The organism is Reyranella soli (assembly GCF_007992495.1).
Taxonomy (GTDB): Bacteria; Pseudomonadota; Alphaproteobacteria; order Reyranellales; family Reyranellaceae; genus Reyranella; species Reyranella soli.
The window spans coordinates 1-14,208 of record NZ_BKAJ01000221.1 but is presented as its reverse complement, the minus strand read 5'-3'; the positions used below and the strand labels follow the sequence as shown (position 1 = coordinate 14,208).

The 14,208-nt window shown below is 60.8% G+C and carries 11 protein-coding genes and 2 pseudogenes; 6 read left to right on the top strand and 7 right to left on the bottom strand.

What is annotated here, in order from left to right; all coding sequences use genetic code 11:
- The first annotated feature begins 672 nt into the window (after positions 1 to 672).
- Positions 673 to 1,446, top strand: a complete 774-nt coding sequence (locus RSO01_RS42765) for a response regulator transcription factor (RefSeq protein ID WP_147156717.1) — start codon at positions 673 to 675, stop codon at positions 1,444 to 1,446.
- A gap of 310 nt (positions 1,447 to 1,756) precedes the next feature.
- Here RSO01_RS42765 and RSO01_RS42760 read toward each other — a convergent pair whose 3' ends face one another.
- The 7 genes from RSO01_RS42760 to RSO01_RS42730 form a co-directional block, all read right to left on the bottom strand.
- Positions 1,757 to 1,879, bottom strand: coding sequence for a transposase domain-containing protein (locus tag RSO01_RS42760; RefSeq protein ID WP_147156716.1), 123 nt, complete (start codon positions 1,877 to 1,879; stop codon positions 1,757 to 1,759).
- Entirely contained in the window at positions 1,876 to 1,989 is a 114-nt protein-coding gene (locus RSO01_RS49660; RefSeq protein ID WP_147156715.1) for an IS66 family transposase, read from the bottom strand. The genes RSO01_RS42760 and RSO01_RS49660 overlap by 4 nt, the downstream gene beginning before the upstream one ends.
- Positions 1,986 to 2,561 carry an IS66 family transposase gene (locus tag RSO01_RS42750; protein ID WP_147156714.1) on the bottom strand — a complete coding sequence of 192 codons (576 nt, stop codon included), beginning with the start codon at positions 2,559 to 2,561 and terminating at the stop codon, positions 1,986 to 1,988. The genes RSO01_RS49660 and RSO01_RS42750 overlap by 4 nt, the downstream gene beginning before the upstream one ends.
- Before the next feature lie 212 nt (positions 2,562 to 2,773).
- Positions 2,774 to 2,971 carry an IS66 family transposase zinc-finger binding domain-containing protein gene (locus RSO01_RS42745; RefSeq protein WP_147156713.1) on the bottom strand — a complete coding sequence of 66 codons (198 nt, stop codon included), beginning with the start codon at positions 2,969 to 2,971 and terminating at the stop codon, positions 2,774 to 2,776.
- Positions 2,972 to 2,998: 27 nt separating this feature from the next.
- On the bottom strand, positions 2,999 to 3,304 hold the full coding sequence (locus RSO01_RS50150; protein ID WP_218037637.1) for a transposase: 306 nt from the start codon (positions 3,302 to 3,304) through the stop codon (positions 2,999 to 3,001).
- Positions 3,305 to 3,700: 396 nt separating this feature from the next.
- Positions 3,701 to 5,113, bottom strand: coding sequence for a UDP-glucose dehydrogenase family protein (locus tag RSO01_RS42735; RefSeq protein ID WP_147156712.1), 1,413 nt, complete (start codon positions 5,111 to 5,113; stop codon positions 3,701 to 3,703).
- Between the two features lie 600 nt (positions 5,114 to 5,713).
- Positions 5,714 to 6,499: a Crp/Fnr family transcriptional regulator gene (locus RSO01_RS42730; protein ID WP_170303793.1), complete on the bottom strand. Its 786-nt coding sequence runs from the start codon at positions 6,497 to 6,499 to the stop codon at positions 5,714 to 5,716.
- Positions 6,500 to 10,920: 4,421 nt separating this feature from the next.
- Between RSO01_RS42730 and RSO01_RS42725 the strand changes: the two genes are divergently transcribed.
- From RSO01_RS42725 to tnpC, 5 genes and pseudogenes are all read left to right on the top strand, one after another.
- Positions 10,921 to 11,631, top strand: a complete 711-nt coding sequence (locus RSO01_RS42725; protein WP_170303792.1) for a response regulator transcription factor — start codon at positions 10,921 to 10,923, stop codon at positions 11,629 to 11,631.
- A 65-nt stretch (positions 11,632 to 11,696) separates the two neighbouring features.
- Positions 11,697 to 11,987: a hypothetical protein gene (locus RSO01_RS42720; protein WP_147156709.1), complete on the top strand. Its 291-nt coding sequence runs from the start codon at positions 11,697 to 11,699 to the stop codon at positions 11,985 to 11,987.
- Positions 11,988 to 12,119: 132 nt separating this feature from the next.
- Positions 12,120 to 12,431, top strand: coding sequence for an IS66-like element accessory protein TnpA (gene tnpA / locus RSO01_RS42715; protein ID WP_147156708.1), 312 nt, complete (start codon positions 12,120 to 12,122; stop codon positions 12,429 to 12,431).
- A pseudogene (tnpB, locus tag RSO01_RS42710) lies at positions 12,409 to 12,734 on the top strand (IS66 family insertion sequence element accessory protein TnpB). Before tnpA ends, tnpB begins: the two are co-directional and overlap by 23 nt.
- 183 nt (positions 12,735 to 12,917) lie before the next feature.
- Positions 12,918 to 14,208 (top strand): annotated as a pseudogene (tnpC, locus tag RSO01_RS42705) (IS66 family transposase); the annotation flags it as partial.

Here is a 14,208-nt window from a genome sequence, read left to right as displayed (position 1 = left end):
GGAGTAATCATTGAGTACTGCTCCGCCTCATAGAATCAATCCGCACGGAACGCCGCAAACAGGCTGAGCGACTCGCTGTTTGAGCGTCATATTGGAACGGTCGATAACCTACCAAGTCCTATCCGGAAAAGGCATTCTATTGCTATCGTGCGGTGAGATGAAACATCACCTCTTTTGCGTCCTACTTCGCACCCCCGCCCCACGTTGAGAACGGTAGGACCAAGCTTACGCTCCAAACACCTCTGCATCTGCGGATAAAGCCCATATTCCGTCGGTCCCGCGTCTTGATCAGCCATTCGATCGTCACTGGCCGGTTCTCGATCTCGCCGACACACCGGATTTCGCCTTCTCGACCTCCCTCCGCGATCGCCGCCGCGTGCTTCAGCTTCGCCATATCGAAGGCGACGGCGACGTACACTTCGCAATACTCTCCCATGGCTCGTCCCTCCATGCCTGAGGATCGGCTCGGGCCCGTACGACGACCGTCGATCCTGGCATGAAAAGGGGCGGGCCTCCGGCTTCAGCCCGGGGTAACGTCTAGGTAGCTTGCGATCCGCCAAGCCTACCGCGAGCTTGAAGAAGCTCGCGAATTCATGGAGGCAACTTATCCTGTGTTAATTGAGCCAGCCTAACATCGCAGTATGTTGACTACGGGAACTAGCGGGGGCTGGGATGGAGTACATAGCCACGATTGTCATTGAGCCGCGATCGCTGGTACGCGAGGCGTTGGTTTCGCTAATGGCAAGCCATTCGTATCAGGTAGTTGGCGGTGTCGCTTCCACGGCTGACATCGAAAATTCTTCGCTTGTCGCAGATGCGCCCAGGCTCGTCATCCTTGGTCCGCTGCCGGCCGATGAGGCTGCCAGTGCTGCGGGAAGCATTCGCAAGCTGTGGCCAGACACCAAAATTATTCTGCTGTTCGACCGCGCGTCGCCGGTCGATTTTCAGACGCTGTTGGCTTCGGAGATCGATGGATGTATTCCACTATTCGCATCGCCCGATACTCTCGTCGGCACGCTCCAGCAGATCATTGCTGCAGACCTAAGGATCCTGGTCCTCAAGACTGAGACAAGTTTGACGGCATGCCCGACGGGCGGGCAAGAAGGCGATGATTTGGGCCTGACTTCAAACAGTCGGGCACGAAGCGATGACGCGGAGAATGGTTCCATTGACCGCACTATTTCGCGTCGAATTCCCCACGGTCTGTCCGAGCGCGAAGAGGAAATTCTCAAAGGCGTCGTGAGGGGCCATTCTAACAAGATGATCGCTCGTACGTGCGGGGTTACCGACGCGACGATCAAGGTCCATATGAAGTCGATACTTCGGAAGATACGCGTAGCGAATCGAACGCAGGCGGCCATTTGGGCGCTCGAGCAGGGTTACGGTGCTGATGCAAATCGCCGCTCACCGGCGCTTCGTGCCCTGCAAGGGGAAGTTGCGGCTTGATCCACCTGTCGTTCCATAAAGTCACTGAGCCGCGATGACCTGATTCTCAGGAGCGGTCAGAAAGCTCACACGGAGTGACCTGAATCCGGCTACCTCGTAGGGGTGGTTCGCACAATGTAAGGCGCATTGGTTACCTTTGCTTTGCAGGCCGTAGCCTCGTGATCGTTGGACCTCAAGGCAGCTCCTTCGACGTCTCATTGTGGCAGGCGTTTCATGCCAAATAAGAAACTTTGGCGACATGGCGAGCACGCGTACGGTGGGTGCCTAGGTCTAAGACGGTTGGTCAGGCAGCGGCGCGCTGATCCAGCTGTCAACGCCAGTTCCAAGGCAGCAGTTCGTCGATGCGTTTGGCCGGATGGTCTTGGAGACGAGCCCGCACGTCTGCCAACCAGGCGACCGGATCGACGTCGTCGAGCTTCGCAGTCTCGATCAAGGTGTAGATCGCGGCGGCGTGGCGGCCGCCTCGTTGGACCCGGCGAGGGGCCAGTTGCGCCGGCGGGTGACGACCGGCCGCATGGCGCGCTCGGCGGTGTTGTTGCTCATGTCCCAGGCATTTTGGCTGTAAGCGATTTGGCTGTCTTGCCGTTGGGACCTTTGGATGTTGCTCCTTCACCCATGCGCCGAGCGCTTCGACCCGGGGGCTTGCTGCGGTGTTGGCGCACCCGCTGTCGTTCAACAGGCGCCAGGCCAGTGATCTCGCGCTCGATAGCGAACAGCGCATCGATGCGACCAACAGCTTCGATATCGATTGGCGCCTCGTTGAGCCATGCCAGGTCGAAGAGGTAGCGACGCGCATGGGCCCAACACGCCACCTCGACCATCGGCCCGGGCTGACGGTCCGGTTCATGGAGCCGGTTGAAGCCGCTAAAGGCGTTGGCCTGCATGAGACCGTGCCAGTGCGCGAGATGCATCTCGGGATGTTCTGCGCCGCGATCGGGCGAGAAGTAGAGCGCCGCAGGCGGTGCGGGACCAGCGAACGGCCGGTCGTCGTGCACGTAGGTCCACAGCCGACCGGTGCGGGTCTTGCCGGTATCGAGCATTGGCACGGTAATGGTGTCGACGTGGAGGCGCTCTGCCGCGAAGACGCGGACGCAAGTCGCCTCGACCAACGGCATCAACGGCGCCGCCGCAGCTCATGCGGTCGGCCAGCGTCGAGACGTCGAGTTCGACGCCCTCGCGAGCATAGGTCGCGCTTTGGCAGATCAGCGGCAGGTGCAGGCCGTACTTGCCAGCAGGCCGGGACCTCCCGACCGCGCGTGATCAGATGAAACGACGCCGGCGGCGGAGTGATCTGCTCGCAGCTGCGACACGAGTGCTTCTCACCGACCTACACGATCACCTTCCACTGCCTGGGCACTAGCTCCAGCACCTCGGTCACGTCCTCGCCCAGCTTATGCGCGGCGTCGCCGCAACACGGGTAGGCCGACGGTACCGGATAGACGATGCGCGCGCGGCAGGTGATCGAGCAGCGGCCGGCGGGCCTCGCCGGACGCGTAAATTGGTGATGGACGCCTCCGCTCCACATGCGCCCAATATCGCTTCGAATCGCGATCTACAGAGCCTTCCGCCGTTGATCAAACCGGTCGAATCGAGTTGGGTACAGCGGTCGACCGGCTGTCCGCACCAGCTTGAGAAAGATCAGGCCCAGGCCGAGACGAAAGCGGAGATCGCCGCGCCACCGGGTGTCACGGTGCAATCGCATGGCACCGGTGATCAGGAGCTGGTGGATGTCGCTCTGCCCCACTTTTGAGATATGTCCCGGCCTCGGCTTTCCGCCCGTCGTGTGTTGCCGAGGGACCAGACCGAGCCAGTCAGCAAAGTCGCGGCCTCGCCCGAAGGTCGCAAACGGGCGGCGCAAAGGCCTTAACAGCTGCGCCGGCGATCGGCCCCATCCCCGGCATGCTCTGAAGACGCCTACCTATCAAGGTACTCCGAGTAGGACGAAAGCAGCGTCGGGGCGCCGAACACAAGGCGCTTTCGGCCCGAGATGAAAATGCATCGGAGATGGGTCGTGTCGTGACCGCGATCGCTTTCTTTGAGAGGATGCGTTCCATGGAGACTGGTTGCGAGCTGGTGCAGCTTGCCGGTGAGATTGACTGGGCGGATCGAGGACGTGATCTTCGTTCGCAGTAGTACGATCCATAGTTGAATTTGGCTCAACCTGGCGTTAAGACCCAGAGACTTGGTTGTCGCCCGCCTTGTTGTTAGATGCGAACGACCCGATGGATTAGGGCATCACAGTGTGCGGCGGTCGCTAGGCGGTCGCCGATGCACCACTCAACGAACCTAGGAGCTCAGGGGCCCGCGCGCTGATCTTGGTATCGTTGCCCAATAGTTTGTTTGTGACAGTTGCTGTATGCGGTCTGCGGCGGCCGACCCCGTCATAGGCAAAGCCCAGGCTGCGCAATTCTTCGGGTTCGAAGATGTTGCGCAGATCGACGATGCGGGGCTGGCGCATCAGCTGCTTAAGGCGCCGCGGATCGAGCCCGCGGAACTCGGGCCATTCCGTGATCACCACCAGCACGTCCGCGCCCGACGCGGCGTCATAGGCGCTCTCGGCAAACGAAATGGACGGCATTAGACGTGCCGCCTCTTTCATGCCCGCCGGATCGAAGGCCACGACCTGCGCACCGGCCGCCTCTAGGGCGGCTACGATGTCCAGCGACGGCGCATCGCGCATATCGTCGGTATTGGGTTTAAAGGTGAGGCCTAGCACTCCCACCGTCAGGCCAGTGACCGATCCATGGCAGAACTCTATGACCTTCTGTGCCATGCGTTTCTTTCGCGTGTCATTGACCTCGATGACCTGCTCGACGATGGTCTGCGGCGCGTTGGCCTGCCGCGCCGTATAGGCCAGCGCCAGCGTATCCTTGGGAAAGCACGAACCTCCGAAGCCTGGTCCGGGATGCAGGAACTTGCGGCCAATGCGACCATCGAGCCCGATCCCGCGCGCAACGTCGTGCACGTCGGCGCCAACCTTCTCACATAGATCGGCAATCTCGTTGATGAAGGTAATTTTGGTGGCGAGAAAGGCGTTGCCGGCATACTTGGTGACTTCAGCCGTTTCGATATTGGTGAAAACGATCGGCGTCTGGATTAGGTTTAGAGGCCGGTAAATGGCAGCCATAACGTCGTGCGCGCGATTGGTCTCGACGCCGATTATCACCCGGTCCGGTTTCATGAAGTCCTCGATCGCTGCGCCCTCGCGCAGGAACTCCGGATTGGACACAACGTCGAATTCCGCCTCGGGCCGCGCTTCTCGGATGATACGCGAGACCTCGCGGCCCGTCCCGACCGGCACCGTCGATTTTATGACGACGACGGTGTAGCCGCGTAGTGCCTCGGCAATCTCTGCTGCAGCGGAGTAGACGAAGGTGAGATCAGCGTGGCCATCACCGCGCCGGGTAGGTGTACCTACCGCAATGAACACCGCCTCAGCGTTGCCCACTGCCTCGGCGAGGCTTGTATCGAAGGTAAGCCGACCAGCGCGCACGTTGTCGACGACCAGCTTATCGAGCCCAGGTTCGTAGATCGGGATCTCACCCTTGCGAAGCCGCCCGACTTTGTCGGCGACTTTGTCGATGCAGATCACGTCGTGTCCGAATTGCGCAAGACAGGCTCCTGATACAAGCCCGACATAACCTGAACCAACCATGGCGATACGCATCGCGCGATCCTTTAATGGGAGACATGGGGCATGGCAGGAGTAGCTCGCCGCAGAGAATGCTCGTCAGCGTCGAGGCGGACTTGCTCCATCGTCGCCACGCAGAAGACGATCGGAGTTGGCAATTATTCCGGCGAGCCCTTCCTTTAGATCCCCGTTTGGGTGCCGTTCCAAGATAACGGGAGAGATCTTCGGATAGGAGGATTAACAAGGAGTACTCCGCTGGTGAGGCGTGACGAAGAGTACGCGACACGTCGGCTGACGGTGCTCCTTCTGTAGGATCCAAGATTGTCTAAGACGGTGACGTCGCTTGGTCGCAGGGTCGAGACCTCGTTGACGTATTGCCGCAAGGGTTGGCCATTGATCGGGTCATCGATGAGCCACGGCCTCGACCCGACTATGCCGAAGGGCGCGTGTTGTACTCGGCCCATGAGATGGTGGACGGTCTCTCCGCACTGAAGAGCCACAAACTGGAAGATACCCGGCGAAGCCAACATGCTCAGGGGCAGGAGCCATGGCTTTTGTCAACGATTCCAATAAAGTTGCAATTTTCACGCGGCAGCCCAAGTGTGCCTCAAAGGACTCGGTCCGGGTTGACCAGTGTCAACTATCCGCCAATTCTTCGATGTCTATTTTCCAGTCGGATAGCAGGTCTGGCATGTTTAGGTACCTTCTATCAAAGTTGGCGAGCTGCGCTAGTCGCTCTTTGCTCGCGACTTCGATGGTCCGCGTCTTTTTCGAGAGGGCGCCAAGTTTTCGGAGGTCTTGAACAATGCGATTGACATGGACCACGGACAGCCCTCCGGCGTCTGCTAGGTCGACCTGCGTAATAGGGATTACGGCACTCTTGATGTTGATCGCCTCAAGTCGAGCCAACTGTTCGCAGATTATGCTGGCAACACGTGGAAGAGCTGCTCGCCGACTTATGTTGAGCAGTCTTTCACGGAGGATGCTCGCCTCAAGCATTGAGGCGCGCCAAAATGCCAGACCGAGCTTTGGATGCTGTGAAAGCAATTGGTCCAAATCATCATGGCGAATAGTGCCGATCGAGCAAGCGGTCAAAGCCGTTACCGTTGCCTTCTGATCCAGTTCCGGCAGCATGTAACGGTGGAGGTCACAAAAGTCGCCAGGGTACTGAAAGGTGTAGATCTGTCGGCTGTCATCCTCAAGCTTCTTGTGCAAACACGCCACACCGGCAAGCAGCACGGTCAGTTGTCTTCGCGGACTACGCGTATCAACGATATTCTCACCCGGGCTCACGGCCTCCCTGATCTTCACAAATCTCAAGACAGTTTGAAGGTCTGCCTCGGAGTCGAGTTCGAGACTTCTGAATTTCAAAGCCAAAGCGTCAAGCGCGCCTGCCTCTGGAGGCTTCATCATGCCAACCATTGCCGCCCCCATACTAGGGTAACGGCCGGAACTGCAACTCGTAGCGCCGGCAGCCTGGGCTGAAAGAGGTGTCCTGGGCGTCGCTTTGACTTGTCATCGGCGACTGCTTCGTGTTTCGAGCAATGAGGACAGCAGGGATCGAGCCAAAGGCAACGACTACGGAGGCGGGGGGAATCCTGAGCCTCGTACACCCTGAGGTCACCATGGCTGGGCGCCGAGATCGGCCACAGTGTGGAGAGGCCGGGAGCTACAGTCGTTCGCATCGCCTGGAACTCCGGCTGAACGCATTCATAGGGCAACGAGGACGGCCATGGTCCTCGCAAGACGGGCGATTCCACATCTACACATCCGCTACACGCGCAGAGCTGCGCCGCGATAGCTCGCAAGCTGACGCGTTTCTAGACTGGTGCTGGCCGTTCGGCAGAGGTGCAAACTGCGTATGCCAAATGTCAGTATCGTTTTCGGGGTACCCGTAGGCATCCTTTCCGGAGGATCGAAGTGCCCAGATGGATCTACCATATTGACGGTGGCCGTAGTTGTAATGGTTGCCGCATTGCCGGCGACAATCTTGTCATCAACAGAGGCGGCCGTGAAAAGCCGTCGGCGTTCTAAGCTGTTGGAGGTAAGCAACGCGCCCGGCGCCTTAACACGACATTGACGCCAACTGCCGGCGAACAAGCCAAAAGGTAGGTCAAGCATGTTTCGATATTAGACATCCCCCACGATCTTCCGACTTTAACGTTTAACGGAGCTTTTCCTGTGATTTTCTGACGGTTCGATTGCGCGGTCGCCAGTGTGAGCCTTGCCTCGTGCGAACTGTGCTTGCGCTCACGTTAAAGCACACGTTGCTGCTCTCAAGAGTGGAAAGGTGGTAACCCGATGGTTCAAGAACGGCGTGAACTCCAGCTCGCGATTTGGATAACGGTACGTGAGGTTTTCCACCAGAAACGCGAGCGCCCCCGCGCACCCATCGGCCGATACCGAGACAACTCGGTACCTGGGACCGACCATTGAGGCGCTACCGAAAGTGCGACCGGCTAGACGTGACTCTGTTTGCCGCGAGTGAACAAGGCAGCCGCCTCAACGTGGCATTTTCCGCCGGCAGCGCAATGTATCCTCGATCTGGATGTCGAGATCACGCTTAAGAAGCCTGCCGAGCTTTTTTTTCCGAACGGCGGCCACGCGGAAAGGGGTGGTGACATCGTTCTCCTCTGCCCAAAGTCACGGCGTGTGGTGCTGGGGGGCCTGCCACCTGGTCGAGCTAGCAATCCGTCATTCCGGTTTCAGTGTTCGATGCTGTGATGGACTGCGCTCCATCGGTGCCGCACCGACAGCAGCTGAAAGTTTTCCTGCGGCACCCGGGGTCGCGGATGCCTCTCGAAGGAGAAGGGAGCATCCAGCCTTAGTCTGCGCCGCCCGCCTCCACGGTGACTTTCCCTCTACGATGATCCATCCCCTACATCTGGCAATGTCGACAGCTTGGTTAAACGCGATGTCTTCAGGACCGTGGACGTGATCGGCGATCTCGCTCAACGACGTCCATCGAAGTGGAACGCCCTGATTGCGAACCTCAAGATATCGCACAATGTCGATGCTGAGCCTCGAAGTCACGATCATCTATTTTTCCGTCTTGAGGAATAGCCCTGTTTCGGGAAAGTGTCTGAATGAACATGCTGTGCGATCCGTCCGCAGTCACGTTACAACAGGCTGGGACGACAAGAGCGGATGCAAGCTTTACCTTGCCCTCACGATACATCCCTTGGACGCGACGGCGGACAAAGCAACCGGGGTAACCCGTTTGGGGGCGATAGAAGGGGCTGCCGAAGTCAAAGTCGGACTCACTTGAGCGTTTGGGCGGACCGGCAGCCTCCGGTGGTAGGCCGCCGCGCCGAGTTGAGTGCTCGATCGTGGGGGTACCGTCTGCCTAACCAACGCCGGGTGGTAACTGGTCAAATTGCCGGTCGACGTCGTTACGCGATAGGTACTTCGATCGACCACGGTAGCCGTTGGATTGCGTCACGACTCCACGCTGCGGCGTTCACTAAAAGCTTCGGTGACGAGGCTCTGTGCTCAAGCACTTGCAACGCCGCTAAACAGGTGAGGTCCTTGCACACGATGCCAGTCAGGGCGGTCGCGCCAGCGCGCAGTAAGTGTAGGTTCATGTGACTAGGCTTCGATCATGGCGGACCATAGCGCCGACGCTTACTGCAGGTCCCTCTGCAATGAGAGCACGGTGCACCCTGGCCGGCATTCGGTGAGATGGCGGTCCCGCCACTTGTGCACCGTCTTGTCGGCCCCCCCAACTGCAGCAACCAGAGAATCCGCTCTCGACTATGCACCGTTCAGGTGCGCACTCTTATGGAGGTCCATTCGGTTCCTCCTCCAAGAACAAGTTGAGGTCTCGACAACCTCAGCCTCCCTTGGACCGAGCCAAAAGGACGACCTATTGGAATCTCTCATTTAGACGACGGGCGTCTCGGCCACATGACTTAGACGGGAGTGCCCCTCCGTTACTCATCCCAACGCTGCGCCGCCTGGATAGGAATGCGCCCCCTCAGGTACCTGCGGCAGGCGTGATCTGGCGGCTAATCTCGCACAGGAACGCAGCCACCTTGCGGGCGATTGCGGCGATGATGGGGGATCGCTTCTTGCTGGCTCCGCTGAGCCGTCGGAAGCGGCCATGACAACCGCACCTAGGTCTTCCAGGCGATGTCGCGGATGGTCTGTGGTAGCGCCTCGAGACGACCTCTCAGGGTCTCGCCGACACGAGCCGGATGGCGGTGGCTTCAGGCCGTCTCGACGAGGTCCTGACGGGCTCGCCGGTTGCCTGCCAAAGTCAGACCTGCGCGAAGGAGCGCCTCCTCGTCGAGCACTCGGCAGAGACCAAGCCAAGGAAGGACATGAGTTGGCGTGGCTATCGAAGCGCCGCAGGTCTTTGATCTCGGCGCCAAAGGCGACCAGGAAGGACACGCCGCGCATGGCTTGATAGGCCGCGACTACGGATGCCATCGAACTCTTGGGGGACCAGGCCGGCCAACTGCTCCTCGAGCCGGCGTTACCGCTCGACGGCGTTATGATCGCAGCGCGGCCAATTCGTGGGGGACCGAAAGGTGATTGCCTGCCCTCAACGAAGGTGCCGGGCCGGAATACATGTTAATATTATTGGACCCATGAGCCTTGAAGGCCTTGGGCCAGCCCCTTACCCTGAGGTGGGACGCATTCAAGTGCCTCAGCAGATCGATCAACTTCAGAGTCTCGTTCAAAGATGAGCCACCCAGGCCGTTACCTTTTGCGCATCACCCGCCGGGGGCCATCGACAGCGCCGTTTGGCTGGCAAATCATCTGCCAGCAGGACTCGATTGAGATAGCACGTTCGGCAAAGACATTTTCAACGCGGGTGGAGGCTCTGGCGGACTCCGCACGAGCTGCAGCACCTCTGGCACTAGGCGGGACTGTAGCGCAGGCCGATGAACCACCCGAAGGTAAAGATTGAACCGCGTCAAACTTAGCGACGCTGTAGCTATTGCCAACAGTGGCCATAGCAGTGTGGGTCCCCTCGCGTACCCTCGGCCGCACCACTTCTGCACGTAGGCTCACGTCTTCGGGCACGCCGACACTCGCTCACATTGATGGTACTAGATAGTGCTGATCTATCGCGAACCGTCAGTGTCTTTCTAATGCACTGATCCAACTGCATTCGTGCGTTCGCATCACGAGCCCGACGCAGACATGAATAGGTGATCTTCTCGCTCTCGTCGGACATCTCGGCTTGTAACTAAAGGCGCAGCAAGAACCAGCGGTGTCACCCTCGGCGACCGTGGAGGACCTCCGGGAGCTCACGACGATCTCTCGCCTTCGCCGTCCTGGCCGACGCTAACCCCTTGGCCAATGTTCGCGAAGGGGACGCGGGCATTGCAGCCAGCCCGACCCACGGCTAGGCGGATAGATTTTTCGCCAGTCAGACCGCCTCACAGCCCTCCCTGAGCCTCATAGTGGCCGCGGCAGTGGTAGCAGTGACGGGCGTAGTGGCGCCATGATGGCGCTCCGGCGCCGCCTCGCTATCCGGTTGTCGGCGAGCTCGCTAAACTTGTTCAAGGAACTGACCACGGCTGGCAAAGAGCGAATGACGCTGCGCGCTTTGGCGATATGCCACAGGTCGGCTCGACGATGTGCTCGCGGAGCCGTCGAGGTTGGCCTGATCGAACGGCTTTTGGCGACCATCAATTGTGAGCAGGACGCCTGCTGATCTTGCTGCGGCTCACGATGACAGGCAATCACGGTGCAGCCGGGGCCGGTGCAAGAAAGAAGGATTACCTCCGATGCGCTCAGCGGCTGACCTTGGCTGAGACGCGCCTCCGTCAGACGTTGCGGTCTTCAAATATTGAGGCGAGATGCCCCGCCTTAATGGGGAAGGCGCGACGATGCCTGACGTATTGATTGTTGATGGCGACGACCATTATCGGGAGGTCCTGTCCGCAAACCTGATCGCATTAGGATTCTCAGTGATGTGCTTTGCAAAGGGGCCTTCTCTCCTGGAGGCTTTGAGCAGCGGTATGGAAGCTAAAGTGGCGTTGCTCGAGTGGGCCCTACCGGAGATGTCTGGGTTTGAGCTGCTGGACACCCTAAGAAAGAGCAGGATCGGACTGCCGGTGGTTTTCCTGACTGCATACTCCCAGGTCGAACGGGAGTTGCAGGCGCTTGACCGCGGAGCCGTCGACTTTGTCGACAAGGCCCGGGGGATAGAAGTACTGGTCCACCGGCTGCGGCTCATCATGAACGGCCAGCGCCAAATCCCACCCCCGGCGATGCCGGAGGTGGAGCGTCATGGCGAACTTGCCTTGCACCCCTCGATGGCACGTGCCTTGTGGTTGGATCAGGACGTTGGCTTGACGATCGCCGAGTTCAATGTCGTGACGTTACTGGTGTCGAGCAAAGGCGAGATCCAAACCTATCGCGCCATCTACGACGCCGTGCACTTTGCCGGATTCATTGCAGGCAGCGGCGATCGCGGCTACACGACAAACGTCCGCTCGTTTGTGAAGCGGATTCGGAGCAAATTCCTGGCGATCGATCCCGGCTTCTCAGCGATCAAGAACGTCCGGCTTGTCGGCTACCGATGGCCCGATCGCTAGCTCAGAATTACTAGGCCATCAGGTAAGGACGCGCGCCTGCTTCCGCGTGCTCATCTGCCGCCAAGATGGCGCGCATCACTGGTCTAGGCGCGCCGCGCTTAAGATGGGCGCTGTTGGTTCTTGACCGCCTCGCGCTGGCGATGAATGTCGTCTCAGCGCTGCATGACGTCAGCCGACGTAATCCGGCGTCGTGGCGGCGCATCAGTGCCATAGGTGCTCGCACTGATATCATGGGCGACCGACGCGAGCGGGTTGCCTACGACGTCGTCACCGCCGGACTGGTGGAGCGGCACGTTGATGACGTCAGCCTCGTTATGCTGACGCATCAGGGCTGGGCATTGCCAGCAACTAAATAAGGCTGCCTGCGGCGCGCGCCGGATGCAGTCGTCGACGCTGGAGGGTAAGCGTCCGGCGAGTACCGCCTTGAGAGGGGTGTAGATGTGTCTGAAGGTCATGGTCTTGTGTATGACTGGACCTATGCGGTGCCTATGTCTGGAGATAGTTGGGAGAAGCAGGCGATCGTGGCGCAATGCGGTGTCGATCGGGCGTCGGTGTCGGCGGTTGCGCGCAAGCACAACATCGCGACGAGCCTGCTGTTCCGTTGGCGTCGGGAGTTGGGGCCGGCGGCCGAAGCGAAGCCTGCGTTCGTGCCGGTGGCGTTGCCTGCCCTGAGCGGAGCCGAAGGGCCTGCGCCGGTCGGGACTGCCGTCGGTGACGGAGGGGTGATCGAGATCGAGCTGTCGGGCGGACGTCGGGTGCGGGTTGCGGGCGCGGTCGATGTCGTGGCGCTGCGCCGGTGATCGAGGTGCTGGAAGGTCGATGATCCCGGTTCCGGTCGGGACGCAGGTGTGGCTGGCGAGCGGCCACACCGACATGAGGAAGGGCTTCGACGGCCTGGCGCTGCGGGTGCAGGAGACGTTGAAGCGCGATCCGCACGGTGGGCACCTGTTCGTGTTCCGCGGCAAGCGTGGTGATCTGGTGAAGATCCTTTGGCACGACGGCCAAGGCATGTGCTGTTCGCCAAGCGCCTGGAGCGCGGCCGCTTTGTGTGGCCGCGGACGGAGGGCGAGGCGGTGACGCTGACGCCTGGGCAGCTTGGCTAGCTGCTAGAGGGCATCGACTGGCGGCTGCCGCAGCGCACCTGGCGCCCGCAAGTGGCGGGATGATGCGACAGGACGACTCGGTCACCGAGTAGCCGTTGCAAGGCGTTCGGTCGTTCCCACAATGGCAGTGTGACGCCACAGCCTGATGACCAACTCCCCGACGATGTTGAGAAGCTGAAGGCGTTGCTGCGGGCCGAACGGGCAACCTATCGCGCCGAGATCGACAAGCTCAAGCACACCATCGCCAGGCTTCGGCACGAGCAGTACGGCCAGTCTGCGGAGCGGCGAGAGCTGTGGGATCAGCTCGAGCTGCAACTGGGTGAGCTCAAGGAGAACCAGGCACAGGCTGCAACGGCGGCCGAGATGCAGGCCTCGTCGGACAAGGTGGCGGTGCAGCCGTTCGAGCGGCGCAAGCCGGCGCGGCGGCCGCTGCCCGAGCATCTGCCGTGCGAGCGGGTGGTCTATCCGGTGCCGTCGGCCTGCGAGAAGATCACCCAGCCGCCGGCGCCGTCGCATCCGATCGCCCGCGGTCGGGCGGGGCCCGGCCTGCTGGCGCATGTGCTGTTCAGCAAGTACGGCCTGCACCTGCCGCTGCATCGCCAGAGCCGGACCTATGCCCGCGAAGGCATCGAGCTCGACGTGTCGACGCTGGCCGACTGGGTGGGCGCCTCGGCAGCAACCTTGATGCCCCTGGTCGAGGCGATCCGTGGCCATGTGTTCGCCGCCGAGCGGATCCATGCCGACGATACGCCGGTGCCGGTGCTGGATACCGGCCAGACCCGCACCGGGCGGCTGTGGACCTACGTGCGCGACGACCGGCCGTTCGGCGGGCGGGCGCCGCCGGCGGCGATCTACTTCTACTCGCCTGACCGCAGCGGCGACCATCCCGAGGCGCATCTGGCCGGCTGGACCGGGGTCATGCAGGCCGATGCCTATGCCGGCTTCAATCGGCTCTACGAGCCCAAGCGCTGGCCAGGACCGATCGTCGAGGCGGCGTGCTGGGCCCATGCGCGGCGCAAGTTCTTCGACTTGGCGCGCCTCACCAAGGCGCCGATCGCTATCGAGGCCGTCGCACGCATCGATGCGCTGTTCGCCATCGAGCGCGACCTCAACGGACCGCTGCCCGACGAACGCCAGCGCGCCCGCCAAGAGCGCAGCCGCCCGCTGGCCGAAGCATTGGGAACCTGGCTGCACGAGCAGCACGCCAAGCTGTCGCCCAACAGCTAGGTCGCCAAGGCGATCGCTTACAGCCTGAACTGCTGGGACGCGCTGGTTCGCTTCCTCGACGATGGCCGTCTCTGTCTCGGCAACAACGCTGCCGAGCGAGCCTTGCGCGGCATCGCCGTCGGGCGTCGCAACTGGACCTTCGCCGGCTCCGACGAGGGCGGCCGGCGCGCCGCCGCTATCTACACCCTGATCGAGACCGCCAAGCTCAACGACACAGATCCGCTGGCCTGGCTCGCCGATATGCTGT

Bases quoted from the DNA above. Each gene is read 5' to 3' on its own strand.
- RSO01_RS42765 (WP_147156717.1), top strand. From the start codon at position 673: ATGGAGTACATAGCCACGATTGTCATTGAGCCGCGATCGCTGGTACGC.
- tnpA (WP_147156708.1), top strand. From the start codon at position 12,120: ATGTCTGGAGATAGTTGGGAGAAGCAGGCGATCGTGGCGCAATGCGGT.
- RSO01_RS42745 (WP_147156713.1), bottom strand. From the start codon at position 2,971: ATGTGGAGCGGAGGCGTCCATCACCAATTTACGCGTCCGGCGAGGCCC.
- RSO01_RS42750 (WP_147156714.1), bottom strand. From the start codon at position 2,561: ATGCCGTTGGTCGAGGCGACTTGCGTCCGCGTCTTCGCGGCAGAGCGC.
- RSO01_RS42725 (WP_170303792.1), top strand. From the start codon at position 10,921: ATGCCTGACGTATTGATTGTTGATGGCGACGACCATTATCGGGAGGTC.
- RSO01_RS49660 (WP_147156715.1), bottom strand. From the start codon at position 1,989: ATGAGCAACAACACCGCCGAGCGCGCCATGCGGCCGGTCGTCACCCGC.
- RSO01_RS42730 (WP_170303793.1), bottom strand. From the start codon at position 6,499: ATGGTTGGCATGATGAAGCCTCCAGAGGCAGGCGCGCTTGACGCTTTG.
- RSO01_RS42735 (WP_147156712.1), bottom strand. From the start codon at position 5,113: ATGCGTATCGCCATGGTTGGTTCAGGTTATGTCGGGCTTGTATCAGGA.
- RSO01_RS42720 (WP_147156709.1), top strand. From the start codon at position 11,697: ATGGCGCGCATCACTGGTCTAGGCGCGCCGCGCTTAAGATGGGCGCTG.